This is a genomic window from Salinivibrio sp. ML290, from assembly GCF_001995695.1.
Lineage (GTDB): Bacteria > Pseudomonadota > Gammaproteobacteria > Enterobacterales > Vibrionaceae > Salinivibrio > Salinivibrio siamensis.
In genome coordinates this window covers 83,878-107,803 of the sequence record NZ_MUEY01000004.1, presented here as the reverse complement: position 1 = coordinate 107,803, position 23,926 = coordinate 83,878, and the positions used below count along the sequence as shown (strand labels likewise).

General features: G+C 53.6%; 21 protein-coding genes. 8 read left to right on the top strand and 13 right to left on the bottom strand.

Going from position 1 to position 23,926, the window contains the following annotated elements:
• Positions 1-2 precede the first annotated feature (2 nt).
• Positions 3-1,745: an SLC13 family permease gene (locus BZG23_RS05685; RefSeq protein ID WP_077606398.1), complete on the top strand. Its 1,743-nt coding sequence runs from the start codon at positions 3-5 to the stop codon at positions 1,743-1,745.
• Between the two features lie 34 nt (positions 1,746-1,779).
• Positions 1,780-2,406: an adenylyl-sulfate kinase gene (gene cysC, locus BZG23_RS05680; protein ID WP_077606397.1), complete on the top strand. Its 627-nt coding sequence runs from the start codon at positions 1,780-1,782 to the stop codon at positions 2,404-2,406.
• On the opposite strand, the gene BZG23_RS05675 is transcribed toward cysC, so the two are convergent.
• From BZG23_RS05675 to BZG23_RS05645, 7 genes are all read right to left on the bottom strand, one after another.
• Entirely contained in the window at positions 2,403-3,305 is a 903-nt protein-coding gene (locus tag BZG23_RS05675; RefSeq protein ID WP_046074304.1) for a TIGR03899 family protein, read from the bottom strand. The genes cysC and BZG23_RS05675 overlap by 4 nt on opposite strands.
• Positions 3,306-3,544: 239 nt before the next feature.
• Complete coding sequence (locus BZG23_RS05670) at positions 3,545-4,042, bottom strand: DUF3299 domain-containing protein (RefSeq protein WP_077606396.1); 498 nt, start codon at positions 4,040-4,042, stop codon at positions 3,545-3,547.
• Between the two features lie 3 nt (positions 4,043-4,045).
• Positions 4,046-5,305, bottom strand: a complete 1,260-nt coding sequence (locus tag BZG23_RS05665) for an ABC transporter permease (RefSeq protein WP_077606395.1) — start codon at positions 5,303-5,305, stop codon at positions 4,046-4,048.
• Positions 5,302-5,997 carry an ABC transporter ATP-binding protein gene (locus BZG23_RS05660; RefSeq protein ID WP_046074301.1) on the bottom strand — a complete coding sequence of 232 codons (696 nt, stop codon included), beginning with the start codon at positions 5,995-5,997 and terminating at the stop codon, positions 5,302-5,304. The genes BZG23_RS05665 and BZG23_RS05660 overlap by 4 nt, the downstream gene beginning before the upstream one ends.
• Positions 5,998-6,037: 40 nt before the next feature.
• Entirely contained in the window at positions 6,038-6,838 is an 801-nt protein-coding gene (gene zrgA, locus BZG23_RS05655) for a zinc uptake protein ZrgA (RefSeq protein ID WP_108743704.1), read from the bottom strand.
• Positions 6,839-6,863: 25 nt separating this feature from the next.
• Positions 6,864-7,187, bottom strand: coding sequence for a hypothetical protein (locus BZG23_RS05650; protein ID WP_046074299.1), 324 nt, complete (start codon positions 7,185-7,187; stop codon positions 6,864-6,866).
• Positions 7,188-7,250: 63 nt separating this feature from the next.
• Positions 7,251-7,808 (bottom strand): YtfJ family protein, encoded by a 558-nt coding sequence (locus tag BZG23_RS05645; protein WP_077578809.1) that lies wholly within the window; start codon positions 7,806-7,808, stop codon positions 7,251-7,253.
• Positions 7,809-8,181: 373 nt separating this feature from the next.
• On the opposite strand from BZG23_RS05645, the gene BZG23_RS05640 reads away from it, so the two are divergent.
• Entirely contained in the window at positions 8,182-8,388 is a 207-nt protein-coding gene (locus BZG23_RS05640) for a DUF1107 domain-containing protein (protein WP_025673598.1), read from the top strand.
• 96 nt (positions 8,389-8,484) lie between these two features.
• Here BZG23_RS05640 and msrA read toward each other — a convergent pair whose 3' ends face one another.
• Positions 8,485-9,117: a peptide-methionine (S)-S-oxide reductase MsrA gene (gene msrA / locus BZG23_RS05635; RefSeq protein WP_369795695.1), complete on the bottom strand. Its 633-nt coding sequence runs from the start codon at positions 9,115-9,117 to the stop codon at positions 8,485-8,487.
• A gap of 188 nt (positions 9,118-9,305) precedes the next feature.
• Between msrA and tamA the strand changes: the two genes are divergently transcribed.
• Positions 9,306-11,009 (top strand): autotransporter assembly complex protein TamA, encoded by a 1,704-nt coding sequence (gene tamA / locus BZG23_RS05630; RefSeq protein WP_241837186.1) that lies wholly within the window; start codon positions 9,306-9,308, stop codon positions 11,007-11,009.
• Positions 11,006-14,776 (top strand): autotransporter assembly complex protein TamB, encoded by a 3,771-nt coding sequence (tamB, locus tag BZG23_RS05625; RefSeq protein WP_077606394.1) that lies wholly within the window; start codon positions 11,006-11,008, stop codon positions 14,774-14,776. The genes tamA and tamB overlap by 4 nt, the downstream gene beginning before the upstream one ends.
• 49 nt (positions 14,777-14,825) lie before the next feature.
• On the opposite strand, the gene ppa is transcribed toward tamB, so the two are convergent.
• Together ppa and fbp are read right to left on the bottom strand one after the other, a co-directional pair.
• Positions 14,826-15,353, bottom strand: a complete 528-nt coding sequence (gene ppa, locus BZG23_RS05620; RefSeq protein WP_046074295.1) for an inorganic diphosphatase — start codon at positions 15,351-15,353, stop codon at positions 14,826-14,828.
• A 126-nt stretch (positions 15,354-15,479) separates the two neighbouring features.
• Complete coding sequence (gene fbp, locus BZG23_RS05615) at positions 15,480-16,502, bottom strand: class 1 fructose-bisphosphatase (RefSeq protein ID WP_077606393.1); 1,023 nt, start codon at positions 16,500-16,502, stop codon at positions 15,480-15,482.
• A 255-nt stretch (positions 16,503-16,757) separates the two neighbouring features.
• Between fbp and mpl the strand changes: the two genes are divergently transcribed.
• On the top strand, positions 16,758-18,131 hold the full coding sequence (gene mpl, locus BZG23_RS05610; RefSeq protein ID WP_077578807.1) for a UDP-N-acetylmuramate:L-alanyl-gamma-D-glutamyl-meso-diaminopimelate ligase: 1,374 nt from the start codon (positions 16,758-16,760) through the stop codon (positions 18,129-18,131).
• Positions 18,121-18,741 carry a flavin prenyltransferase UbiX gene (locus BZG23_RS05605; protein WP_046074292.1) on the top strand — a complete coding sequence of 207 codons (621 nt, stop codon included), beginning with the start codon at positions 18,121-18,123 and terminating at the stop codon, positions 18,739-18,741. Before mpl ends, BZG23_RS05605 begins: the two co-directional genes overlap by 11 nt.
• 40 nt (positions 18,742-18,781) lie before the next feature.
• Here BZG23_RS05605 and BZG23_RS05600 read toward each other — a convergent pair whose 3' ends face one another.
• From BZG23_RS05600 to argR, 3 genes are all read right to left on the bottom strand, one after another.
• Positions 18,782-19,213: a universal stress protein gene (locus BZG23_RS05600; protein WP_046074291.1), complete on the bottom strand. Its 432-nt coding sequence runs from the start codon at positions 19,211-19,213 to the stop codon at positions 18,782-18,784.
• Positions 19,214-19,272: 59 nt separating this feature from the next.
• The gene (locus tag BZG23_RS05595; RefSeq protein WP_077578806.1) at positions 19,273-21,843 is read right to left on the bottom strand and encodes a TRAP transporter permease; all 2,571 of its coding nucleotides are present in this window, start codon (positions 21,841-21,843) and stop codon (positions 19,273-19,275) included.
• A gap of 292 nt (positions 21,844-22,135) precedes the next feature.
• On the bottom strand, positions 22,136-22,606 hold the full coding sequence (gene argR / locus BZG23_RS05590; RefSeq protein WP_046074289.1) for a transcriptional regulator ArgR: 471 nt from the start codon (positions 22,604-22,606) through the stop codon (positions 22,136-22,138).
• Positions 22,607-22,913: 307 nt separating this feature from the next.
• On the opposite strand from argR, the gene mdh reads away from it, so the two are divergent.
• On the top strand, positions 22,914-23,852 hold the full coding sequence (mdh, locus tag BZG23_RS05585) for a malate dehydrogenase (protein WP_077606392.1): 939 nt from the start codon (positions 22,914-22,916) through the stop codon (positions 23,850-23,852).
• The last annotated feature ends 74 nt before the right edge of the window (positions 23,853-23,926 follow it).

The following is a 23,926-nucleotide window of genomic DNA, read 5'->3' as shown; positions in this document are numbered from 1 at the left end:
CGATGAGTTGGCAGGAAACCACGGTACTCACCTTGCTGGTGGCGATTGTCGCCGGCTTGGTGCTCACCCGCATAAAGCCTGTACTCTTGTTTGCGGGGGCCGCGTTTGTGGCGTTCCAAACCGGGCTCACCTCGGTTGAAGCGCTGACGGCGAACTTTACCGCGCCATCACTGCTGACCTTGGTATTGCTGATTTTGGTTTCTTGTGCGTTGGAGAAAACCCATCTGACCAGCTGGGTCGCCCGACAGGCGTCGCACGGCGCGCTACCCACCGTGATTGCCAAATTAGGCATATCGAGCGCGCTGCTATCGGCGCTGGTCAATAACACAGCGGTGGTGGTGTCGATGATTGGCGCGATCAAGCGTAACCGACGTCACTCGCCCTCGCAGCTTTTGATCCCATTGTCATACAGCGCCATTCTCGGCGGCACCCTGACGCTGATTGGCACGTCCACCAATCTCATTGTGAACAGCTTTGTTGAGCGGGCGGGTTTACCCAGTTTGGGCTTTTTCACCCCAACGTTCATCGGTGCCGCGGCACTGGTGGCGGGGCTGTTGGTGTTAATTCCGTTCAGCTACCGGTTGCCACGCCAGGATGGTGAACAAGAAGAGAGCTTGCCGTATGTGCTTGAAGCACGGTTGGCCGCCGACTCACCCTTATGCGGTCGCAGTGTGGCAGACAATGGCTTGCGGGCACTACGCCGTTTGTACTTGGCCGAAATTCATCGTCAAGACGGCGTCATTGCGCCTGTGTGTCCGGATACGCCGTTATTGGCCGGTGACAAGTTGCAGTTTGCTGGCGATGTAGAAAGTGTCGCGACGTTACAAGAGATCCCGGGCCTGACCTTGTTCGGCCAGCATCACATTGATGGGCAAAATTTGATTGAGGTGGTGGTGAGCCACAGCGCCAGTATTTGTGGCAAAACCCTCAAAGCCGCCCGTTTTCGCGAGACCTTTGATGCCGTGGTGGTCGCCATTCGACGCGGCCATGAAAAACTCGACGGGGGACTGGGCAATATTCCTTTGCATGCCGGCGATACGCTGGTGTTGGTGCCGGGCAAAACCTTTCGCCAAGACAGCCAAGCGTTGCGGCGTGAATTCGTGCTCTTTAATGGCTTGGAAGCCAGTACCCGTCTTTCCGAGCGTAAAAGCGTTGCGGTATTGGCGGGATTTGTGGCGGTGATCGGCGCTGCCTTGCTGACCCCGATGCCACTGCTTAATGGCTTAGCCGCTTATTTGGTGGTGTTGCTGGTCACCGGCATTATCTCCTTGCACGATTTACAACGCCGATTTCCGGTTGAAGTGGTGGTGATTGTTGGCGCGGCGCTCACGTTGGCACAGCTGATGTTGGCGTCAGGGCTTTCAGCCCGCTTTAGTGATTGGTTTATGGCGACATTTGCCGCAGGTGGCGCGATAGGCGCGCTGGTGGCGGTGTACTTGCTGACTTTGTTGCTGACCGAGCTTATTACTAACAATGCCGCGGCGGCGCTAGCTTTCCCGCTAGGCTATAGCTTGGCGCTAGGGTATGGGGTGGATCCTATGCCCTTTGTGATGGCGGTGCTGTTTGGCGCCAGTGCCAGTTTTATTTCCCCTTACGGGTATCAAACCAATTTATTGGTATACAGCGTGGGCAATTACCAGCTGCGTGATTATTTGCGTCTGGGACTGCCATTATCTGTGGTGTATTCCGCGGTGGTGCTCACCCTGTTACCGATTGTTTTTCCTTTAACGCCGGTGGCCTCTTAATCATGGCGTGGCCAACGAAATTGCGGAGACTTTCATGACTGACACTGTATCTGCGCCAACCGATCCCAACGTGATTTGGCATCAGCATCATGTTGATCAAGCCCAGCGCAGCGAACAAAAACAGCAGCAACCCGTGGTGCTTTGGTTTACCGGCTTGTCTGGCTCGGGCAAATCGACCATCGCGGGCGCGCTAGAGGCGGCCTTGGTGGCCGAAGGGCACCATACCTATTTGCTGGATGGCGATAATATTCGTCATGGCTTATGTCGCGATCTGGGGTTTTCCGATCAAGACAGGCGTGAGAATATTCGCCGGATTGGTGAAGTGGCCAAGTTAATGACCGATGCGGGTCTTATTGTCTTGAGTGCTTTTATCTCACCGTTTCGTGCGGAGCGAGAGATGGTGCGCGAGCGTTTGCCAGAGGGGCGGTTTATTGAAGTCTTTGTCGATACGCCGCTGGCAGTGTGTGAGCAGCGCGATCCAAAAGGGCTGTACAAAAAAGCGCGTGCCGGCGAGATCCCTGCGTTTACTGGCATATCGTCAGACTATGAGCCACCGCAAACGCCGGCGGTCCATTTGACCGGCGATCACAGCGTCGCTGAGCATGTGGCGACCTGCCTTCGCGTACTGCGTGAGCGCGGGGTGCTACGCACGTCGGATTAAGCGTGGGTGTTGACCGTATCACCCACATCGCTATGCATCTCAAAGCCTTCGGCGAGCAACTCACAAATGGCGTGGTGGTAATCGGGATGCACGCGTTTACCGACCAGTTTTGCGAGCTCATGGCCGGTAGGGCTAAAGCGGTAATAATAAAGACGCATCCCTTTGTGTAATGGGGTGAGCATGTATTGGGTGTCTTGCAGTTTAAACGGCATCGCTGGCTGCATTTCAATCACGCCGGATTCGAGCTCAGTGCGCAGGATCAGCCCCAAGTCCATCAACAGCATTAAGTCGGTGTAAGACAATTGATAGTGACCCAGCGAGAGTTTATGAGGCGGCTCTGGGCGCAGCAGTTGCACCAAGCCTTGGCGGCGGCGAAAACCGGTGACTAGCTTTTTGGTGCTGTCTTGACCAAAGGTGCTGGACAATGCACAGGCGCGTTGCAGTGCTTGCGCTTCGCGCTGGGTCATGGTCTCGAGAATGGTCAGTGCTTTAATTGAGGTGCTGCCGGGGCGGAGCATTTCTTGTTTGAGAATCTTCGCCCACAACTGCTGCATCGCATGGCCGTGAATATTGCGTGCTAAATCGAAAAAACGCACTAGCCAATCTGGGTCTGGGGTCTGAGCGGTTTCGCTATGACACTGGTCGTAGGTCAGAGCGATGATGGCTTCGAGATTGGCCTGCTGCTTTTGCATCACATGACGCTGGCGGTTGGCACTGCGGTGAGCGAGATCTTCCTGCTCAACCTCCTGCAGGCGCGCATCCACGTGGTACTCACTGGCAATCGCTTTCAGTCGTCCTTTACTGCCACGCAGATCCGCGTCTTCTTTGTAACTGTGATCTTGATGTTGCCGTTTGTCGGGATGGGCGTCGACGACCACGGGTTTGTCTTGCTCTGCCATGCGAGTCTCACACTGATTGTCAGCAAAATTTAATGCTGGCAAATATGTTAATTAAAGATTAAATTTGTTAACATTGTGAGTGTTAACAATCAAGTGTAGGGATGCGTGTGCGCAAGCAAAAACTCAACCCCATCAATCTGCTGTTGATTGCCGTGTATATTGGCGCACTGGCGATCTTGTCTCATTATATTGTCTGACAACATCGGGTGCGCCGATCGGGCTCACTGATTGATAGGGACTTATCCGTCGTCGTAGTCAGTTAATTCGGTGCCTTGTAGCACATATCCCACTTCTGCCAAGTCATGACTGACATGCTCGGTTTTCAGCGTGCCCTCGACATACACCACATCCCATAGTTGTTGAATCGGCGCGCCGCCGGCAAACTTTACATAAACAATCTGATTAGGTGGCGGTGGTGGGACATGGATACAGGCACCAAGAAAGGGCACCAATAGGAATTCCGTCACCACTTTATCGTCGCCTTCTAGAGGGATCACAAAGCCAGGGATTTTGACCTGGCTGTTGTTGAGCTCCGGGCGAACTGAGCCAACAAGACTTTGTGGATTCTCACTGTCGTGGCTGATTTCCGGCATCCCGCGGCTATCAAATTGGGCGCGTTCGTGCTCGGGGACCAAATCAATCCAATCTAGCGTGAGTGGCTCACTGCTTGCCCACGCCAGTGAGCTTAACAGGCCACTGAGTAAAGCGATAAGACCGAGCGTTATCCGTTTTTTCATCTGTTACACCTTAATTGTCATGCCATCGGCGAGCGCCTGTCGATAGGCCCGCCAGGCCGGGATCAAGCCCACGATAAAACCGGCGATTAACACACCTGCCATCAGTGATAGCTCATAAGAAGACGGCCAGTCGAGTGGCAAGAACAAGCCAAACTCACTGAGGATATAAGGCTGCGCCAGCGCCAGCCCGCCATAAAGCAGGAGCACACCAAAGACGATCCCTGCGACGGTGATCGCGACTGCCTCACTGACCAGAAGCAAAATAATATGCAAAGGACGCGCGCCCATCGCACGTAAAATTGCCATTTCTCGCCGACGTTCATTCAGGCTGGTAAGTAGGCTTGAAAGCATGCCCAAAAGCCCGGCGACGGCGACAAATCCGGAGATCACCAGCAGTGCTTGCTCGCCAACCCGCATCATACCCCAGAGTTCATGCAAGGCAATACCGGGCATAATCGCGGTGAGTGGCTCGCGTGGATAGGTATTAACCCAGCGCTGGACGGCAAAGGTTTTGATTTTGCTGTTTAGTCCCACCATCACTGCGGTCAGCTGCTCCGGTTGTAGCTCGCGTTGCTGCGCTTGCGCTTGGGTGAGACCTTGGCCGAGTCGCGCGCCACTTTCCCAGCCGACATGAATCGCTTCGATGGCTTCAAGCGACACATGCACACTGCGGTCGACGGGGGTGCCAGTGGGCGCTAAGATCCCGGTGACCGTAAAGGGTAAATTGTCATGCTGATTAAAGCCTTTGTCGGCCAGTCCATGGGCAATGATCAGACTATCGCCCATCTTGTATCCCAGCTCTTTCGCCACTTGGGCGCCAATCACGGTATCAAATAAGCCGGAAAACGGGCCGCCTTGGCGAAAGGCGAGTGGTTGTTTTTGACCATATTGATAATGAGCAAAGTAATCATTGGTGGTGCCGACCACGCGAAAGCCGCGATGAGAATCGCCCAGTGAAATGGGAATGGTCCAATTCACATCCGAGTGCTCACGAAGGCGCTGGTAACTGTCCCAGCCGATATTGTTGGTGGCGTTACCAATACGAAACACCGAGTAGAGCAGTAAATTAATGGGACCGGAGCGGGCACCGACAATTAAATCGGTATTGGAGATGGTGTTGGCAAAGCTGGCCTTAGCTTGGGTGCGCACCTTCTCCACCCCGAGTAAGAGCACCACGGCGATGGTGACAGTCAGCAAAGAGAGCAGGGCGGTGGCGCGGCGATTCTTGAGGCTTTGCCCTGCCAATCCTAGTAGTGAAATCATTGGTTGGCCTCCTCGCGGTGTATGGCGCGATTAAGCGCGGGAAGCGAGACATCGCGGTCAAACAAGGGCGCCAATTGGCTGTCATGGCTGACAAACAATAAGCTGCTATTAGCTTCACGGCATCGGTCTTGAAGTAATTGAATAAAGGTATTTCGGGTGTCTGCGTCGAGCGCAGAGGTGGGCTCGTCAGCGATAATCAATGCTGGTGCCCCAATTAATGCGCGAGCCGCTGCGACCCGCTGTTGCTGGCCGATACTCAGTGCAGTGACTGGCTGATGGTAACAGTGCGCGGGAAGACCAAGTTTATCGAGTAAATAGGCGGCCTCTTGGTGTGCAGGCTGGCTGAGTGCCTGACGCCGCGTGTGAGAAAAGCGCAGCGGGACGGTGACATTGTCAATCACCGATAAATAGGGCAGCAGATTAAATTGCTGAAAAATATAACCAATGTGGTTAGCACGGAACTGATCCCGTTGACGATCATTCAGTGCGGTTAGCGCTTGATGATTGACCGTCAGTGTTCCCGATTGTGGGGTATGAATGCCTGCAATCAGGCTCAGCAGGGTGGATTTCCCGCTGCCACTGGGACCTTTTAAAAATACATGCTCGCCATCATCGATCGCAAAGGTGTCGATATCTAAGATCGGTTGCGGCTGATCTGGCCACGTAAAACGCAGTTGTTCGATGGTTATCATGCCTGACAGGGGCGCTTAACGCGCCCCGCCTCCTTGTTCACTACCACTGGATGTGCGACTTGGCACGATTCAAGGTGTCTACCCAGACCTTATCATCAGTAAAGGCCTGAATTTTGATGGTTTCTGTGTTGGGGAACAGGCTAAACCAATCAGTTTGCAATTCGGTGAAGGCTTGCGGGTTTTGGCAAACGAATTGGTAGTTTGCTGATAAGGTGTTGTGGTTACCGTGATCATGCCCATGATGCTCATCGTGGCCGTGGTGCTCGTCGTGGTCATGGTGCTCATCGTGGCCGTGGTGCTCGTCGTSGTCATGGTGCTCATCGTGGCCGTGGTGCTCRTCGTGGCCGTGGTGCTCATCGTGGCCGTGGTGCTCGTCGTGGTCATGTTGCTCATCGTGGCCGTGGTGCTCGTCGTGGTCATGTTGCTCATCGTGGCCGTGGTGCTCGTCGTGGTCATGGTGCTCATCGTGGCCGTGATGCTCATCGTGGCCGTGATGCTCATCGTAGTCGCTAAAACTGCTGGTGACTTTGGCCTCGGCGAGCTGGCAATTTGCCTCTTTGGCTAGCTGGAAGCGTTTCCCACCATCACGCAGCAGTGCATAAGCATCTTCAAGTGTTTGCTGGTCGGCGGCATTTTTCGGGTGGTGCTCAAACCCAACCACATCATGGCCGGGTGCGGTCAGTTCAATCAGCACACGCTCACCGTCTTGGGCAAGGCTTGCGGTGACTTCACCGTGCACATGGGCATCGAACGACTGATAGTTGGCTTCGTCAGCAAGCGTGGCTGTGGACGCGGTTGCGATGGCCATGGCGATAACATTGGGTAAAAAACGGGTTTTCATTGGGTTCTCCTAGTGAATAAATGGGTTAACTGATTGCGGTATTTATCCAACTAGGTGGGTCGCGCGCCGAAAAGGCGATGGCGATGTGGTAAGCACGTGGTGGCTTAGAAAGGGTAATAATTGCGTTGACCACATAGGTGGGCGCAGGTGCTGTGACAGCATAAGCTAAGAGGGCGGGTGGCACCAAGTGGCAGGCGCTGCAGTGCTCACTGTGATGCGTTGGAGTGAAAGTATCGAGGTGATGATGCCCCCACAGCCCAGCTTGGCTGAGCAGCAAAACAAACAGCAGATGGACGATCAATCGCCGAAACATACCAACTTCCGCGCCATATAAGTAATGTGATAACATAACAATTATCATCATCAACGCCAAGTATTGAATGGCAGCGCGGGCTGTCCCCGCGCGCGGTTGTTATTGGTTGACCAGTTGGGTGACTAAGCTGACGACTTGATTCACTTCATCGGCACTTAATTTGCCTTCTTTGACAAAACGTACTGAGCCTTTGTCATCCAATACAGCAATTAACGAGCTTTCTTCTTTTAGGCGCCACGCTTCGGCAACACTGCCGTTTTCGTCGAGCACGATAGAAGACCAACTAAACTCGCGTTTACTGTCTTCGGCTGATGATTTCACAAAGCCACCGGTGCCCCACATGGCATCATCTTGGTTAATGATGGTGGTGGTTTGGTAGCGAGCGTCATCAAAGTCCGCGGCTGTGATGGCTTCCATTAACGGCGCGTTCATTTCCTTGGCACTGCTGCGTCCGGCGATAGCTTGGATCACGCGCACCTTGCCTGGCAATTGCTCGGTTTGCCAGTCTTGATAGACGATATCGTCGCCATTGAGGGTCAATTCGCCATGCTCGGCGACCTTGGCTGAAGGTAAAGGTGCACCATTTTGGACCGTATGCGCCATACTGGTGCCAGAGAATAACGCAAAGACGAGAGCAAGTAGGGTGGTTTTTTTCATTATTAATCATCCATGTTTGTGGTCACTATTTGGCATCAGGTGCCAAGTTATCTATGGTTACGCCAGACGGTGATTTGTGCCAAGTATCTAAGGTGAATCCGTGCGCAAGATCGGAATTTTATCCGGTGATCTTAAAAAGCGTTGGCTCGTCATCGATCAAACGAGGGAACTTTTGGTGTTGTGTTGCCTCTAACACTGTGTTGGTCACCTTGGCAAGGTGGCACTTTGCTTGCTTAGCTTTGTACGCGGAGATGGTTAGATAATCTTCTGCTCTCCATGGTGGTAGCTCATATTTGCTGTGAACAGTGAATGAATCGGGTTACCGTTTCGGTCTGTTAATCAGACTTTGTTGAGAAAAAAGAAAGGGATCCTTATGCTTCGCATCTTTCGTCAATATCGACCAACCCAGATTGCGCGGTATGTGAAACGATTTTTTAAGGGCCGACTCTATATCGAAGGTGTAGGCGCGTTTGAGTTTGATGGTGGCCGTTTGCTGCCGCCGGGACACAGTGACAAACGAGCGTTATCGGTAATGACCGAGGTGAATAAAGAAATTAAAGCCATGGCCATTACCGCATAAACATCGCCACACTGAAAAAACACGTCCAACCGGACGTGTTTTTTTATGCCTCATCCTTCAGCCATGGTTGATGATGAATGGCTGAGCACCAATGGTTTACTGCGGGGGGAAACAAACACCTGTGCCACCTAAGCCGCAGTAGCCTTGCGGATTTTTGTGCAAGTACTGCTGGTGGTCAGTTTCCGCGAAATAGTACGCGCCAGCGGGTGCGATCTCAGTGGTCACCGCATCTGGCTTACCCGCCTCTCTCAATGCCGCCTGATAGGTCGCTAGGCTCGCCTCGACGCTGGCTTGGTCCGCTGGATCGCAATAGTAAATTGCGGAACGATATTGCGGGCCGACGTCATTGCCTTGACGCATGCCTTGGGTCGGATCGTGGTTTTCCCAGAACACTGCAAGTAGGGTGTCTAAACTCACCACTGACGGGTCAAAAATCACGTTAACGACTTCGGCATGGCCGGTTTGCCCTGTGCACACGTCTTGATAACGCGGATGCTGGGTGACGCCGCCACTGTATCCGACTGATGTCATGACTACCCCTGGCTGTTGCCACCACTTTCGCTCGGCCCCCCAAAAACAGCCCATGCCAAAAATAACCTGTTTTTGACCGGCCGCTGGCGTGGCCGTGATAGGCTGATTAAATACCGCGTGCGGTTCGGTTGGAATAATAGGATCGGTGCGATCGGCTATCGCATTGTCAGGTTGGGTAAAGGAAGATTGCATCGACATAGGCATCCTTTGACTGCTGTGATGGAAAAGCGCAACGCGTGCTGCTTTGCGCGTTAATGGTTGGCGTTCAGGCATAGCTCCCGCACCTTGTTATCAACATGGTACTGGCATCCATCCCCGCTCAACACGTAATATGGCAAGATATCATCAATTTAGCCGGGCGACACCCGGGTAATGGATCTCACTGTATGAATATACGGCTACTCCCGCTATTCGCGATCGCTATCAGCTTGATGGCTAGCGTTGCTCGTGCGGATGTCGACATTGATATTGAAGGGCTAGACGGCATTGCACAAGACAACGTCGAGACCTATCTCGCGGCGATTGCCCCAGAAGAACGGGATGGCTCCTACCGATTTATAGCCCGGGTCGAAAAAGATGTGCGCAAAGCGCTGCAAGCGGTGGGTTTTTATCAACCTAAGATCACCACGCGAATGGATGAAGACGCCACGCTGGAGGTCAAGGTTGACCCAGGTAAACCCGTTCGCTTGGCACAAGTGGATGTGGTGTTCAATGGCGAAGCTAATATGGATGATGACTTTCATGCTCTCATCGCCCAAGGGCCTCAGCCGGGCGCGAGGCTCAATCACAGTGATTACGAGACGCTAAAAAGCCAGATTCAAAGTTTGGCAGTGAAAAAAGGATATTTTGATGGTCGCTTTACGCAAACGCGATTAGAGGTTGCCCCTGATCGTCAGCAGGCCTTTATTCGGCTTCACTTTGCCAGTGGTAAGCGCTATCACTTTGGTGCGATTCGCTACCAAGGTGCGCAAATTCAGTTGCAGCGTCTCGACACTTTACGTGATTTTTCTCCGGGCGAGCCGTATCGCGTGTCGGTATTGGGCGAGTTTAACCAAGCTCTCGCGAATACCGGTTGGTTCGCCAGTGCCTTGGTGCAAGCGGACATGGAAGAAGCCGATGACAACGAAGTGCCGATCAAGGTGACGCTCACCCCTGAAGCACGCAACAAGTTTGAAACCGGGATTGGGTACTCCACCGACATTGGTCCGCGGTTCAAGTTTAACTGGCGAAAGCCTTGGTATAACTCACGCGGCCACAGTATCAACACATCACTGGCGATTTCTGAGCCCGAACAGACGCTAACCTCGACCTACAAGGTCCCCTTGGAGGATGTTTCCCGCGAGTATTATCAAGTGCAGTTAGGGTTACAAAATACCGATCAACGCGATACCTCCAGCCTCGAAGTGTCCACCTCTGTCTCTCGCCATTGGCTGTATGATACCGGCTGGCAACGCAGTGTCTCATTGCGCTGGCTATATGAAAACTACACCCAAGGGCAAGATGAAGACATCGTTAGCGTGGTGCTGCCTGGGATCAATTTCACTCGCACCCGCGCTCGCGGTGGGTTAATGCCGCATTGGGGAGACAAACAATCTATTACATTGGAAGCAGCTGATCCGGTTTGGCTGTCCGACATCAGCTTGGTGCGATTACAAGGGCGGAGTGCGTGGATTCGTAGTCTCAATAAAAACCATCGCGGCTTATTACGCGTTGATGGCGGCGCTTTGATTTCTGAAGAATTTAGTGAAGCGCCACCATCGTTGCGTTTTTTCGCCGGGGGCGACAACAGCATTCGTGGCTATGCCTACGAAACTGTTTCCCCGCGTGACGATAGCGGTCAGCTCAGTGGCGCGCGCTATATGTTAACCGGTACGTTAGAGTATCAATATCGCCTCGGCGGCAACTGGTGGTGGGCGTTATTTACCGATGGCGGTGATGCGTGGACCAGTCATTTATCGTGGAATCGTGCGGCCGGTACCGGTATTCGCTGGTCATCGCCGGTCGGCCCGATTCGTCTTGATGTCGCACATGGCTTTGATAATGACGATGATGATTTTCGTGTACACCTTACCTTGGGGCCTGAGTTATGAGTCGCTGGTTCGTCAGGCTAACGTTTATTGCGTTAATTGCTCTTTTTTCATTGGTGGGGCTGGTGGCGGCCGCACTTTTTACTCCGGTGGGTCTGCAAGTGGGCCTGTGGGGCGCGCAGAAAGCCTTACCTGCGTTGTCGGTTGATGAGGCCGAAGGCAGCCTGCTGACCGGCTTTATGCTGCAAGGGGTGCGCTATAAGGATGCGCAGCTGCAACTGAACGCCAAACAGCTGAATCTTGTTATTGAAGGTAAGTGCTTACTGACGCCTGCGATTTGTATTGACCAATTGGCCGTCGAAGGGGTCACGCTCGATATTGATTTGCCCGCGAGTGAGGAGGATACATCGTCGGAAGACGTATCCACGTCGGCTATCCACGCGCCGTTGCCTATTCATGTCAATGCCTTTGCCTTTAACGAGGTGGCGATTCAGGTCGCTGGACAGTCGGTGAGTTGGCACCAACTGCAAGGTGGCGTGCATTTTGTGGGTGATACGTTAACTGTATCGCCGGCCGATTGGCAGCAGTTGGTGGTGAGTCTGCCGAGCAACACCGAGCCTCAACAAAATACCGACCAAGCGGTCGGCAAACCGGATAGCGCGGTGGCAAGCACACCATGGCACTACCCGGGCTTGGAGTTACCCACGGTGGCGCTGCCGCTGGCTATCGAAGTGGAGCAGCTTCGTCTGCAAGATACGCGGATTGAAGCGGGCACAGTACAAACCCTCTCAGCGTTATCCTTGGCGGGCAGCGTTCGAGGCAGTGCGGTAACCATTGATAGCTTCTCGGTGACCGCCCCCCAAGGCACGGCAAGCCTTGCGGGTGATATTACACTCGAAGGTGAGTACCCACTGACCTTGCAAACCCAGTTGACCACTCATCTCGCCCCCCTTCAAGGCCAAGCCTTATCACTGTCGGCTTCAGGAAGCCTGGCCGCGCTTGAGCTAAGCGCGAATGCGCGCGGTCCGGTGACAGCGACGCTGGAAGGAGAGGCAAACCTGCTGGCGGCGAACTTACCTTTTGCGATGCAATTGGATAGCGAGGCATTGACGTGGCCGCTTACGGGGGAAGCGATCGCGGCATTACGCGAGCTACAATTTCACGCCGATGGGGATTTGTCCAACTATCAGCTCGGTTTACAAACCGGCATCGAGGGCCCTGAGGTTCCGACCACCCAGCTGAATTTAACCGGCCAAGGCAGCCTGACGGCGCTGACCCTCTCGCAGCTGGAGGCCAACACGCTCGATGGCAAGGTGGCTGGCCGTGCCAGCGTGGATTGGTCCAGCGTGCCTTTTTGGCAAGCTGAGTTAGGCTTTGCCAACATTCAACCTCAGCAGCAATGGCCAGAGGTGACGGGAGATTTAACCGGTGCAATCAGCCACCGTGGCCGCTTAACCGCCCAAGGCGGCTGGGATGTGTCAGTGCCCACGTTGGTGGTGCATGGCGAGTTGCAAAAACTGCCGCTAGCGGTCGCGGGCGCGCTCAATGCGCATGATCGTGATGGCGATGGTCAGCCGAGCGTGTCGACACCGGGGTTGACGCTGTCACACGGCCCCAACCAAGTAACGGCGCAAGGGCAAGTGCGTGATGAGTGGCAAATGGGGCTCTCGGTCGATATTGCCGATTTGTCGCAATCCTTGCCCATGCTCACTGGTGTGATCCGCGGAGATGCACGACTGAGCGGGCCGTTTGCGCAGCCAACCGCAAAGTTGGCACTCCATGCTAAGCAGCTGCGTTGGCAAGATGTGCGCATTAACCAGCTGACGGTAGACGGCAATCTTGCCGTGAAAGACCGCTTGGGTGGTGATCTGACGGTATCGGTATTGGGCGGGCGCTATCAAACCGCGCGTTTAGATAACCTCGATTTAACCGTGCGCGGTGATGAAGCCGCCCATCAGCTGGATTTGCGCTGGCAAGGTGCTCCAGCTTCTGGCGCGCTGCGCATTGAAGGTGCATTGTCGCGAGACACCGGCTGGCAAGGAAAATTACTCGATACATCGGTGAGCGTGGAAGATCTTGGCGACATCGTGCAGCAAAGTGCAGCACCGATTACGCTCGGTTTCGCCGATATGCAAACTGAGGTTGGCGAGCATTGTTGGCAGTGGCAAGCGACCTCTTTGTGCTTATCGCAACCGGCGACAATCGGCGCGCAAGGGGAGGTGGTTGCCAAGATTGAAGGCTTTGAAGCCGCGCAAATCGCTGCCTTCTTACCGCCGGAATGGCAACTTGATACACGTGCCAATGCCGCGATTCATGCACGCTGGCAGCCTGACGCCTCGCCGGATGTGCAAGCCTCGATTGATATCGCGGATGGTGATGTGCGCCAGCAGGCCGACACACCACTGGTGATTGGCTGGCAGCATGCCAATCTCAATGCGCGTTGGCATCAGGATAAATTGCAAGGCGCGATGGCGCTGACATTGTCCGAAGGAGGCACCCTAGCCTCGGCCTTTACCTTGACCGATCTGTTGGCGCCAAGTCGCGCCTTATTGGGGGAGGTGACGGTCAATGACGTTCAACTCGCGACACTCGAACCTTTGCTGGGTAGCGATCAGCAAGCAGATATTAATGGTGAAGTGAACGCTAACTTGCGGATGGAGGGGCCGCTGACCTTGCCGAATGTGTACGGCGGGCTGACGATTGACGCGTTACGAGTCAAAGGCTTGGCTTCACCTGTCGATGTGAACGATGGGCGGTTAGCACTCACGGTGGATGGTAAGCAAGGCAAGGTAGAAGGCGAGCTGGTGACGCCGGATGGTGTGCTGGCACTTAACGGCGATGGGCAATGGCCCAGCATGGACGACTGGCGCTTTGGCTTAAACGTGGCGGGGGATACCTTACGCGTCAACGTGCCGCCCATGGTGCGGCTGGATGTGGCACCTGACCTCACGGTATCGGCAACGCCGCATGATATGACTATTCGGGGCGATATTCGTGTGCCTTGGGGGCGGATTGAAGTCGAGAATCTGCCCGAGTCTGCGATCACGGTCTCGGATGATACGGTCCTGCTGAAAGAGAACTATGTGCCAGAGGATATTGAGCAAAGTGAATCTGTGCCCTTTAATTTACAGACTGATGTGCGACTGGAGCTGGGGCAAGATGTGCAATTAGCGGCGTTCGGACTGAAATCGCGTTTGGCAGGTGAGCTTAATATTAAAAACAATCAGCAAGGCGCCTTGATTGTGGGGAATGTGAGCTTGCTTGATGGTACTTACCGCTCCTTTGGTCAAGACTTGCTGATTAAAAAGGGCGAGATCTTATTCAATGGCCCCGCTGATCAGCCGTATTTGCAGGTGGAAGCGATTCGAAATCCTGAACGCATCGAAGGGGATGTCACAGCAGGGATCCGTTTAACGGGGCCCGCCGATGACCCGGTTGCTGATGTATTTATGGATCCGGCAGGCTCGCAGGCAAACGCCCTGTCTTATTTGTTACGTGGCCGCGCGCTTGATGCCGGCGCCGGTGATGCCAATATGACCTCGATGCTGATTGGCTTAGGCTTAGCGCAAAGTGGCAAGCTAGTGGGCGAAATCGGTCAAGCGTTCGGTGTGGAAGATCTCACTCTTGATACCGCTGGCGCGGGTGATGAGCAGAAAGTAGAAGTATCGGGTTATATCCTGCCCGATCTAGAGGTGAAATACGGTGTGGGGATCTTCGATGCGATAGGGGTGTTTACGGTGCGCTACCGATTGATGCAAGACCTTTATCTCGAAGCGGTCTCTGGGGTGGATCAAGCGGTGGATTTGCTCTATCAGTTTGAGATCAAATAGAAAAAAGCCCGCGAAGGCTCGCGGGCTTATGTGTCATTGACGCGGAGGATTACTGCTTTGCGCGCTCAAATGATGACAGGATTTCGTCTTTTGCCGCCTGGGCATCTTCCCAGCCATCCACTTTCACCCACTTGCCTGCTTCTAGCTCTTTATAGCGCTCGAAGAAGTGCGTGATTTGGGCTTTTAGCAGCTCAGGTAGGTCGTTCACGTCTTTCACGTGATCGTACTCTTTGGTTAGCTTGCTGTGCGGTACGGCGATCACTTTCGCATCTTCACCCGACTCGTCGGTCATTTTCAGCACGCCAACAGGGCGGCAGCGGATCACTGAGCCTGGTACCAATGGGAAGGGAGTGGGTACCAGCACGTCGACAGGGTCACCGTCCAACGACAAGGTGTGGTTCACATAGCCATAGTTACATGGGTAGAACATAGGCGTTGCCATGAAACGGTCAACGAAAACGGCGCCGCTGTCTTTATCGACTTCATACTTGATAGGATCGGCGTTAGCTGGGATCTCAATCACCACATAAATATCTTCAGGCAGCTCTTTGCCCGCAGGGACCTGGTTCAGGCTCATGGGATGTCCTTTTGTTTAATGAAAAAGTGTGTGCCAATTATAACCGCCAAGCGTGAAAATAACAGAGGCGACCGTGTCGGCCGCCTCTTTATCATGGAAGACTGTCGTTAGGCGTCTATTTTGCGCTTATTCGTCGTCATGATCCGGATAAGCGTCGAGATACTCCTCGACTTTATCGACCATATTGCTCGAGCCAACAAAGAATGGGACGCGCTGATGGAGCTCATTCGGAGCGATGTCCATGATTCGCTGGGTGCCATCGGTTGCTTTGCCGCCGGCTTGCTCGATAATAAACGCCATCGGGTTGCACTCATACAGCAAGCGCAGTTTGCCATTGGGGTAGGCGAGCGTGCTGGGGTAGAGGTAAATGCCGCCCTTTAGCAGGTTACGGTGAAAGTCAGCGACCAAGGAGCCAATATAACGCGACGTGTAAGGACGTTTCTCTTGTGGGACGTTTTCTTGACAGTATTTGATATATTTTTTGACGCCTTGCGGGAACTTGATGTAGTTCCCWTCGTTAATCGAGTAGATATTGCCGTCTTTAGGAATGGTCATGTTTTCGTGAGACAGGCAAAACAGGCCGAGGGACGGGTCATAAGTGAAACCATGCACACCATCACCGGTGGTGTAAACCAACATGGTCGATGAGCCGTAAATGATATAGCCGGCGGCGACTTGGCGGTGACCGGGCTGGAGAAAATCTTCTTCGGTGGGCGGTGTCCCCACAGGCGAGACGCGGTGGTAAATGGAGAAAATGGTGCCAACAGAGACGTTAACATCAATGTTAGAGGAGCCATCAAGTGGGTCAATCAACACCACATATTTGGCATTACGGTTAAGCTGTTTACTAAAAATAACCGCGTCATCTTCTTCTTCGCTGGCCACGCCACACACTTGGTCGCGCGCTTCCATCGCGGCTTTAAATTTTTCGTTGGCATAGACGTCGAGTTTTTGCTGCTCTTCGCCTTGTGCGTTTTCCGTCCCAATCGCGCCGGCAATGTCGACTAAGCCGGCTTTGTTGATTTCACGGTTAACAATTTTGGCGGCCAGACGAATCGAGGCGAGAAGAGAAGATAAATCGCCGCTAGCATGCGGAAACGCGTGTTGCTTCTCAACAATGTACTCGCCGAGGGTCTTAATGTCGGGCATTCTCAATCCTTAATGATGATGAACTGTCTTTCTTGTGCAATCGGATACATGGGCAGTGGGCTGCCTCTTGGAATCGCCGCTATTCTAGCTTTCGTGACTTTTTAATCGTACTGAAGAAATGAATCAGGCGAGGGAAGTGTGATCGCGACATAAAAACCATGTCAGATGCGCGCAAGCGATAAGACCCAAGCGTTAATCCGAGGCATAATAAACGCCTGCGCCAAACGGCAGGTAATCAACAATACAGTGAAGGCTATGCATATTCATATTTTAGGCATCTGCGGGACTTTTATGGGCGGCGCAGCCATGCTGGCAAAACAACTTGGGCACACGGTGACGGGCTCTGATAGCCATGTTTACCCACCGATGAGCACACTACTGGAGTCTCAGGGAATCGATATTATCGAAGGCTATGACCCTGCCCAACTATCGCCTGCACCTGACTTAGTGGTTATTGGCAATGCCATGAGTCGAGGCAACCCTTGTGTTGAGGCGGTCCTCAATCAAGGGTTGCCTTATACCTCTGGCCCGCAATGGCTGCACGACTTTTTACTGCAAGACCGCTGGGTGCTGGCGGTATCTGGCACTCACGGAAAAACCACCACCGCGAGTATGCTGGCGTGGATTTTAGAAGACTGTGGTTATCAACCTGGCTTTTTGATTGGTGGGGTGGCGAGTAACTTTAACGCGTCGGCGCGATTAGGAGAGAGCCCGTTTTTCGTGGTGGAAGCCGATGAATATGACAGTGCGTTTTTCGATAAGCGCTCTAAGTTTATTCATTACCAACCGAAAACTTTGGTGATCAACAATCTTGAGTTCGATCATGCTGATATTTTTGATGATCTGGCGGCGATCCAGAAGCAATTCCACCATGTGATTCGCACCGTGCCAGGGATTGGGCAGATTATCGCTCCGTCAGACGATGCCAATGTCACGGATACCCTCGCCATGGGATGCTGGAGCGAGTGTGTTTATGCGGGCCCGGATGGTCAGTGGCAGAGTGTGAAAAAAGCCCCGGCTGGTAGCCAGTTTGATGTGTACTTTGCCGGTGATCTCGTGGGGACGGTGAGCTGGGATTTGGTCGGTGACCACAATGTGCGTAACGCCTTGATGGCGATAGCAGCGGCCCGCCATGTGGGGGTAACCCCGGACCTTGCTTGTCAATCGCTCGAACGATTTATCAATACCAAGCGTCGGCTTGAGTGGCGCGGTGAGCAAGCCGGCGTCACTGTATATGACGATTTTGCCCATCACCCAACGGCGATTCGATTAACCCTTGAAGGGGTGCGCGCGAAAGTAGGCAGTGGCCGTATTTTGGCGGTGTTAGAACCACGCTCCAATACCATGAAGCAAGGGGTGCATAAAGACACCTTGGCAACGTCATTAGCCCGTGCGGACGCGGTGTTCTTGTACCAACCGCAAGGGCTGGATTGGTCGCTCGACGCGGTGGCGGACAGTTGCACCCAGCCGACGCACATCCATGCCGATATTGAAGCCCTTGTCGCTGCGCTTTGCGAGCAAGCCCAAGCAGGCGATACCGTGCTGGTGATGAGCAACGGTGGATTTGGCGGCATTCATGACAAGCTGCTAACAGCACTGGCGAGTAAGGAGGCGGTTTATGGCGGATAAACGAATAACCTTGGCGTGGACAGGCGCATCCGGTGCGCCCTACGGCCTACGTTTGCTCGAGTGCCTGCTTGCGCAAGACTATCAGGTTTTCTTATTGATTTCGTCGGCCGCACGTGTGGTGTTGGCGACCGAGCATGGGCTGAAGTTGCCCGCCGGGCCGGATGCGGCGAAAAAGGTGTTAGTGGAACACTTACAATGCCACACCGATAAGCTGGTGGTGTGTGGCAAAGAGGATTGGTTTTCGCCTGTTGCGTCTGGGTCTGCGGCGCCGAAGCAAATGGTGGTGTGTCCCTGCTCGGCAGGCTCGCTATCGTCCATTGCGCATGGGTTGTCCGATAACCTGATTGAGAGAGCTGCCGACGTGGTGCTTAAAGAGCGCGGACAGTTGCTATTGGTGGTGCGCGAAACACCGTTTTCGACCTTGCACCTAGAGAATATGCACAAGCTGTCGCAGATGGGGGTAACGATTATGCCCGCCGCGCCAGGCTTTTATCATCAGCCTCAGTCAATTGACGACTTAGTGGACTTTATGGTGGCGCGCATTTTGGACCACTTGGGGGCAGAACAAACCTTGGTGCCGCGCTGGGGCTATGATCAACGCCAGCGGTAATAAATGTTCAGGCACGCCGATGCGTGCCTGAACCGTATGGTTAAGGTTTTAACACCATCACATGGACACTCGCACCCTCGAGCACTTTGGCGGCGACTGAGCCCAGCATCATTTTATTGACGCGTGAGCGCTTATGGCTTGGCATCACAATCAGATCGCAGCCGATGCGCTCTGCCGTTTTAATGATCCCCTTGTAGGGCTTGCCTTCTTCAACAGAGACCTGACAGGCCACGCTTTTGGGGACGTATTTATCCGCAAACCCTTGTAAGTTGCGCTTCATGTCGCGTTTCATTTTATTGGCAGCTTCTTCAGGGAAGTAAGAGGCGACCATCGAATTGTGAATGCCGGGCAGTACAGTGAGCAGGTGTATTTTGGCCCCTGACTGGCTGGCGAGCCAAACGGCGTGATCCACTGCGGTATCTGCAAAGCTTTCGTCGTTCAAATCAACGGGAACCAAGATATGTTTATACATAGCGATATCCTTTGCGCTTATAAAAGAAAGGGGCACGTGTTACACACGTCCCCCTGTTATTAGGCTTGGCGAATACGACGGCGTTGATTCCACCCCAACAATGCCAATAGCAAGAGGGTGGGGACAAACACCCACTCTTTCCATGGACGGACATTATCAACCGTCACCGTTTTGATTTGCCAGTCAAAATCGATGCCCGCTTTGTCAGCGTCACTGCCAAACTGGATCATATCCACCAACAACTTGTCATCTTCCTCACGAAGCATTAAGCCTGTGTCGTTAATGCGGGCTTCACCGCTTTCAAGGCTATGATCCACGGGCAGAACCACGTGTTTGGAGACTTGCTCACCAAAGAAGTTTTCCCCTTCCACTTCAAGCTGCAGCGGCTTTCCTTCTGGTAGCTGCTCCGCTACACGGGTGATCTCTGTGCCTGGGAAGCTGGTGGTCGGTGGATACACTTCGTCCCACCAAAACCCTGGGCGGAAGAGGGAGAAGGTGATTAACAACAGCAGCGCGGTTTCCCACCATTTGTTCTTGGTCATCCACCAACCTTGTGTCGCGGCAGAGAAAGCCAGCATGGCTATTGTCGCCGACACAATGGTCAAAATCAGGTGGAAGGGGCCATCGAGATCGAGCAACAACAACTGAGTGTTGAAGATAAACATAAATGGCAGGATGGCGGTGCGAATATCGTAGGTGAAACCTTGCACACCGGTGCGGATGGGGTCGGATTTAGCGATCGCTGCCGCCGCAAAGGCAGCCAGCCCCACCGGGGGCGTGTCATCGGCAAGGATACCAAAGTAGAACACAAATAAGTGCACCGCGATCAGTGGAATGATCAGCCCTTGTTGTGCACCTAAGGTAACAATGACCGGCGCCATCAGGGTGGAGACCACGATATAGTTGGCGGTAGTCGGCAGCCCCATCCCTAATAGCAAGCTGATGACCGCGGTGAACAGCAGCATCAGGAAGATGTTACCGCCGGAGATGAACTCGACGAAGTCTGTCATTACCAAGCCGATACCGGTGAGTGTCACCGTACCCACCACGATCCCGGCCGCTGCGGTGGCGACACCGATACCGATCATGTTGCGCGCACCAGTAACAAAGGCCTCGGCTAAGTCTGTCACCCCGTCACGGATCTCTTCTTTAAAGTTGGTACGCTGGTTGAAGTAGGCAATCAGCGGGCGCTGGGTGAGAATGATAAAAATCATAAACACAGTCGCCCAAAACGCAGACAGGCCTGGCGAGAAGCGCTCGACGGTCAAGCACCATACCAATACGCCGATTGGCAGCAGGTAGTACAAGCCTGAACGCACGGTGGGGCCCGGCTCTGGCACTTCGGACAAATCGGCCGCCGCGGGGTCTTCCGCTGCTTGCGATTTATACTGGGCGGAGTAGCGTACTAAAAGTACATAAGCCACCAAGGTGAGGGTACCGATGACTACGGTTGCCATGGCGCCAAATACATCCTTGGTCCAACCAATGCCGTAGTAAACCGCAGCGCTGAGCACCAGCAAGCCGACAAATACCGTCATGAATGAGAACAGTTTTTGCAATACCGTGCTGGTATGGCGGCGTGGTAAGCCTTCCATACCGGCTTTACAGGCCTCTAGGTGCACGATGTAAATCAGCGCAATATAAGAGATCAGTGCAGGAAGTAGCGCGGCTTTAATCACCTCGACGTAGGAAATCCCCACGTATTCCACCATCAAGAATGCGGCAGCGCCCATAATCGGCGGAGTCAGCTGGCCATTGGTCGACGCGGCAACTTCCACCGCCCCGGCTTTATGGCTCGGGAAACCCACGCGTTTCATCAGTGGAATGGTGAAAGTCCCGGTGGTGACGACGTTGGCAATCGATGAGCCCGAGACCAAGCCTGAGAGGCCAGAGGCCACGACCGCGGCTTTCGCAGGACCGCCGCGCATATGGCCTAATAGTGAGAAGGCCACTTTAATAAAATAGCCACCGGCGCCGGCACGGTCGAGGAGTGCGCCGAAGAGCACAAACAGAAAGACGAAAGAGGTGGACACCCCCAGTGCTACGCCAAAGACGCCTTCAGTCGTCAGCCACAAGTGTGACATGGCTTTGTTCAAGCTTGCCCCTTTGTGAGCGATGACGTCCGGCATGTAGGGGCCGGCAAAGGTATAGAGTAAGAAGACACCAGCCACCACCATCAATGGGGGGCCAAGGGCGCGGCGTGTTGCTTCCAACATCAGAATCATGCCGATGGCGGCAACCGTGATATCAAACGAGGTGTAAGCACCAGCGCGATCAGCAAGCTGATTGTAAAAAAGGAAGAGATAACCTGCGGCTAAACTGCCTACGAGTGCAAAAACCCAATCGAGCAAGGGAACGCGATCACGGGGTGAGGTTTTACGCGCGGGATAAGCGGTATAAGCCAAAAACATTGCGAACGCTAAATGGAGCGAACGTGCTTCGGTATTATTGAGTACGCCAAAGTCGAGCGCAAAAGGTAGCGGTGACGCATACCAAAGCTGAAAAAGGGACCAGCAAAGTGGTACCAGCCAAAGAATACGTCCTGATAGTCCATGCGGTGATCGTGCGCCTGTGTCTGCTTGCGCCACCATGTCTTGCACATCAGGAGACGATTGATGTGTCTTCGTCATGCAGTTTGTCCTTATTATCATATGCACCGCTGATGCGGCTACAGTGTCCCGAGAAATGCATACCCGGCTGCGTCACTCTCCATGAGCGACTCGCCTGTCTGCAGCCCACTGCTACGTTCGCAGTATAATTGACGTTTAACGAAAGCGTGAACAGTGTGTGGCAGCTAAAAGCAGATAGTAACAGAGGGGTATCAAAAAATTAAAACGATGTTATCGCTTTTGCTTTCGTTGTGGCGACTCAAAAGTAAGACAGGGCAGGTAGGCAGCGGCTTCACGCTGCCTGATAAAGGAATCAATAATGATATTCAAAGAGATCACACACGGCCTCAAATAAGGCTTCTGTGCTGGTACCGCGGGTGGGTGTGATAAAGATGGTGTCGTCTCCAGCCACTGCTCCTAGGATACCTTCAGCCTTGCCCAGAGAGTCAAGTAGGCGAGCGATGAGTTGCGCCGCCCCTGGCCCCGTATGGATCACCACCACAGCCTCATTATAGTCAATTTCCATCACCAGCTCGCGCAAGGCGCTGCCAGTGGTTGGGACACCGAGTTCAATCGGTAAGCAATAGACCATTTCCATTTTGGCGTTGCGGGTACGCACAGCGCCGAACTTGGTCAACATGCGTGATACCTTCGACTGGTTGATGCCCTCAAATCCTTGAGCACGTAGGGCTTCGACAATCTCACCCTGAGAACTGAACTTTTCTTCTTTGAGGATCGCTTTAAACGCTCGAACCAATTGGTCTTGTTTTTCTGAGTTACGCATGACGGCAGACTCGCAATGACAAACGAGTGGCTATTTTGCATATACATGCAACGAGGGGCAATCACTGAGGGTGTAAAATGGCGACAATATCACTGTTGCTGACCAGACACCCCGCGACAACGAAAGGGTGGGGGGAAAGGGAGAGCGAAAAAATGAGAGCTTAGGCTGATCATCACCGCCTGAGGCTTGAGTGGGGGTAGGGGCGGGCATATGATGAAGCAACAGTTCGCACCATTGATGGGCGATTTGTGCCCGAACAGAAGCCGGACCGGATCCGGACTATAAGAAATATCGAAAGGAGAACGACATGAAAGTTGCTGTGATTGGCGCCGCGGGAGGCATTGGTCAGGCTCTAGCCCTACTGCTAAAAAACAATTTACCAGCCGGTTCCGACCTGGCCTTGTATGATATCGCTCCTGTTACGCCAGGTGTGGCGGTTGACCTCAGTCATATCCCCACGCCGGTCACCATCAAAGGCTACAGCGGCGAAGACCCAACGCCAGCACTTGATGGGGCTGATGTGGTATTAATCTCTGCGGGGGTGGCCCGTAAGCCGGGTATGGATCGCTCTGACTTGTTCAATGTAAATGCCGGGATTGTTAAGTCATTGGCGGAAAAAATCGCCGATGTCTGTCCAAAAGCCTGCGTAGGCATTATCACTAACCCAGTGAACACCACGGTGGCGATTGCCGCGGATGTACTGAAAGCCAAGGGCGTGTATGACAAAAACAAACTGTTTGGCGTGACCACGCTGGATGTGATCCGCTCTGAAGCCTTTATCGGTGAGCTGAAAGGCATGGATCCACGTGAAGTGTCTATTCCTGTTATCGGTGGCCACTCGGGCGTGACCATTCTGCCGCTATTGTCGCAAGTAAAAGGGGTGACGTTTAGCCAAGAAGAGGTTGAAGCCTTGACCCCACGCATTCAAAACGCTGGCACCGAAGTGGTGGAAGCCAAAGCCGGTGGTGGTTCTGCGACCTTGTCGATGGGTCAGGCTGCATGCCGTTTTGGTCTATCGCTGGTCCGTGCCCTGCAAGGCGAACAAAACGTGGTGGAATGCGCGTACGTTGAAGGCAGTGGCGAGCATGCCCGTTTCTTTGCTCAACCCGTACGTCTAGGCAAAGAAGGGGTCGACGAGATCCTAAGCATCGGTGAGATCAGTGCCTATGAGCAACAAGCGATGGACAAGATGCTAGAAACGTTGCGCAAAGATATTAAAATGGGCGAAGAGTTCGCGGCAAAATAGCGGGCAATTCGACATTTTTGGTGAGAGAAGCGGCGCAACAGCGCCGCTTTTTATTTTGGCTAGGGGCTTATATT

Bases quoted from the DNA above. Each gene is read 5' to 3' on its own strand.
- BZG23_RS05685 (WP_077606398.1), top strand. From the start codon at position 3: ATGAGTTGGCAGGAAACCACGGTACTCACCTTGCTGGTGGCGATTGTC.
- cysC (WP_077606397.1), top strand. From the start codon at position 1,780: ATGACTGACACTGTATCTGCGCCAACCGATCCCAACGTGATTTGGCAT.
- BZG23_RS05675 (WP_046074304.1), bottom strand. From the start codon at position 3,305: ATGGCAGAGCAAGACAAACCCGTGGTCGTCGACGCCCATCCCGACAAA.
- BZG23_RS05670 (WP_077606396.1), bottom strand. From the start codon at position 4,042: ATGAAAAAACGGATAACGCTCGGTCTTATCGCTTTACTCAGTGGCCTG.
- BZG23_RS05665 (WP_077606395.1), bottom strand. From the start codon at position 5,305: ATGATTTCACTACTAGGATTGGCAGGGCAAAGCCTCAAGAATCGCCGC.
- BZG23_RS05660 (WP_046074301.1), bottom strand. From the start codon at position 5,997: ATGATAACCATCGAACAACTGCGTTTTACGTGGCCAGATCAGCCGCAA.
- BZG23_RS05650 (WP_046074299.1), bottom strand. From the start codon at position 7,187: ATGTTATCACATTACTTATATGGCGCGGAAGTTGGTATGTTTCGGCGA.
- BZG23_RS05645 (WP_077578809.1), bottom strand. From the start codon at position 7,808: ATGAAAAAAACCACCCTACTTGCTCTCGTCTTTGCGTTATTCTCTGGC.
- BZG23_RS05640 (WP_025673598.1), top strand. From the start codon at position 8,182: ATGCTTCGCATCTTTCGTCAATATCGACCAACCCAGATTGCGCGGTAT.
- msrA (WP_369795695.1), bottom strand. From the start codon at position 9,117: ATGTCGATGCAATCTTCCTTTACCCAACCTGACAATGCGATAGCCGAT.
- tamA (WP_241837186.1), top strand. From the start codon at position 9,306: ATGAATATACGGCTACTCCCGCTATTCGCGATCGCTATCAGCTTGATG.
- tamB (WP_077606394.1), top strand. From the start codon at position 11,006: ATGAGTCGCTGGTTCGTCAGGCTAACGTTTATTGCGTTAATTGCTCTT.
- ppa (WP_046074295.1), bottom strand. From the start codon at position 15,353: ATGAGCCTGAACCAGGTCCCTGCGGGCAAAGAGCTGCCTGAAGATATT.
- mpl (WP_077578807.1), top strand. From the start codon at position 16,758: ATGCATATTCATATTTTAGGCATCTGCGGGACTTTTATGGGCGGCGCA.
- BZG23_RS05605 (WP_046074292.1), top strand. From the start codon at position 18,121: ATGGCGGATAAACGAATAACCTTGGCGTGGACAGGCGCATCCGGTGCG.
- BZG23_RS05600 (WP_046074291.1), bottom strand. From the start codon at position 19,213: ATGTATAAACATATCTTGGTTCCCGTTGATTTGAACGACGAAAGCTTT.
- BZG23_RS05595 (WP_077578806.1), bottom strand. From the start codon at position 21,843: ATGACGAAGACACATCAATCGTCTCCTGATGTGCAAGACATGGTGGCG.
- argR (WP_046074289.1), bottom strand. From the start codon at position 22,606: ATGCGTAACTCAGAAAAACAAGACCAATTGGTTCGAGCGTTTAAAGCG.
- mdh (WP_077606392.1), top strand. From the start codon at position 22,914: ATGAAAGTTGCTGTGATTGGCGCCGCGGGAGGCATTGGTCAGGCTCTA.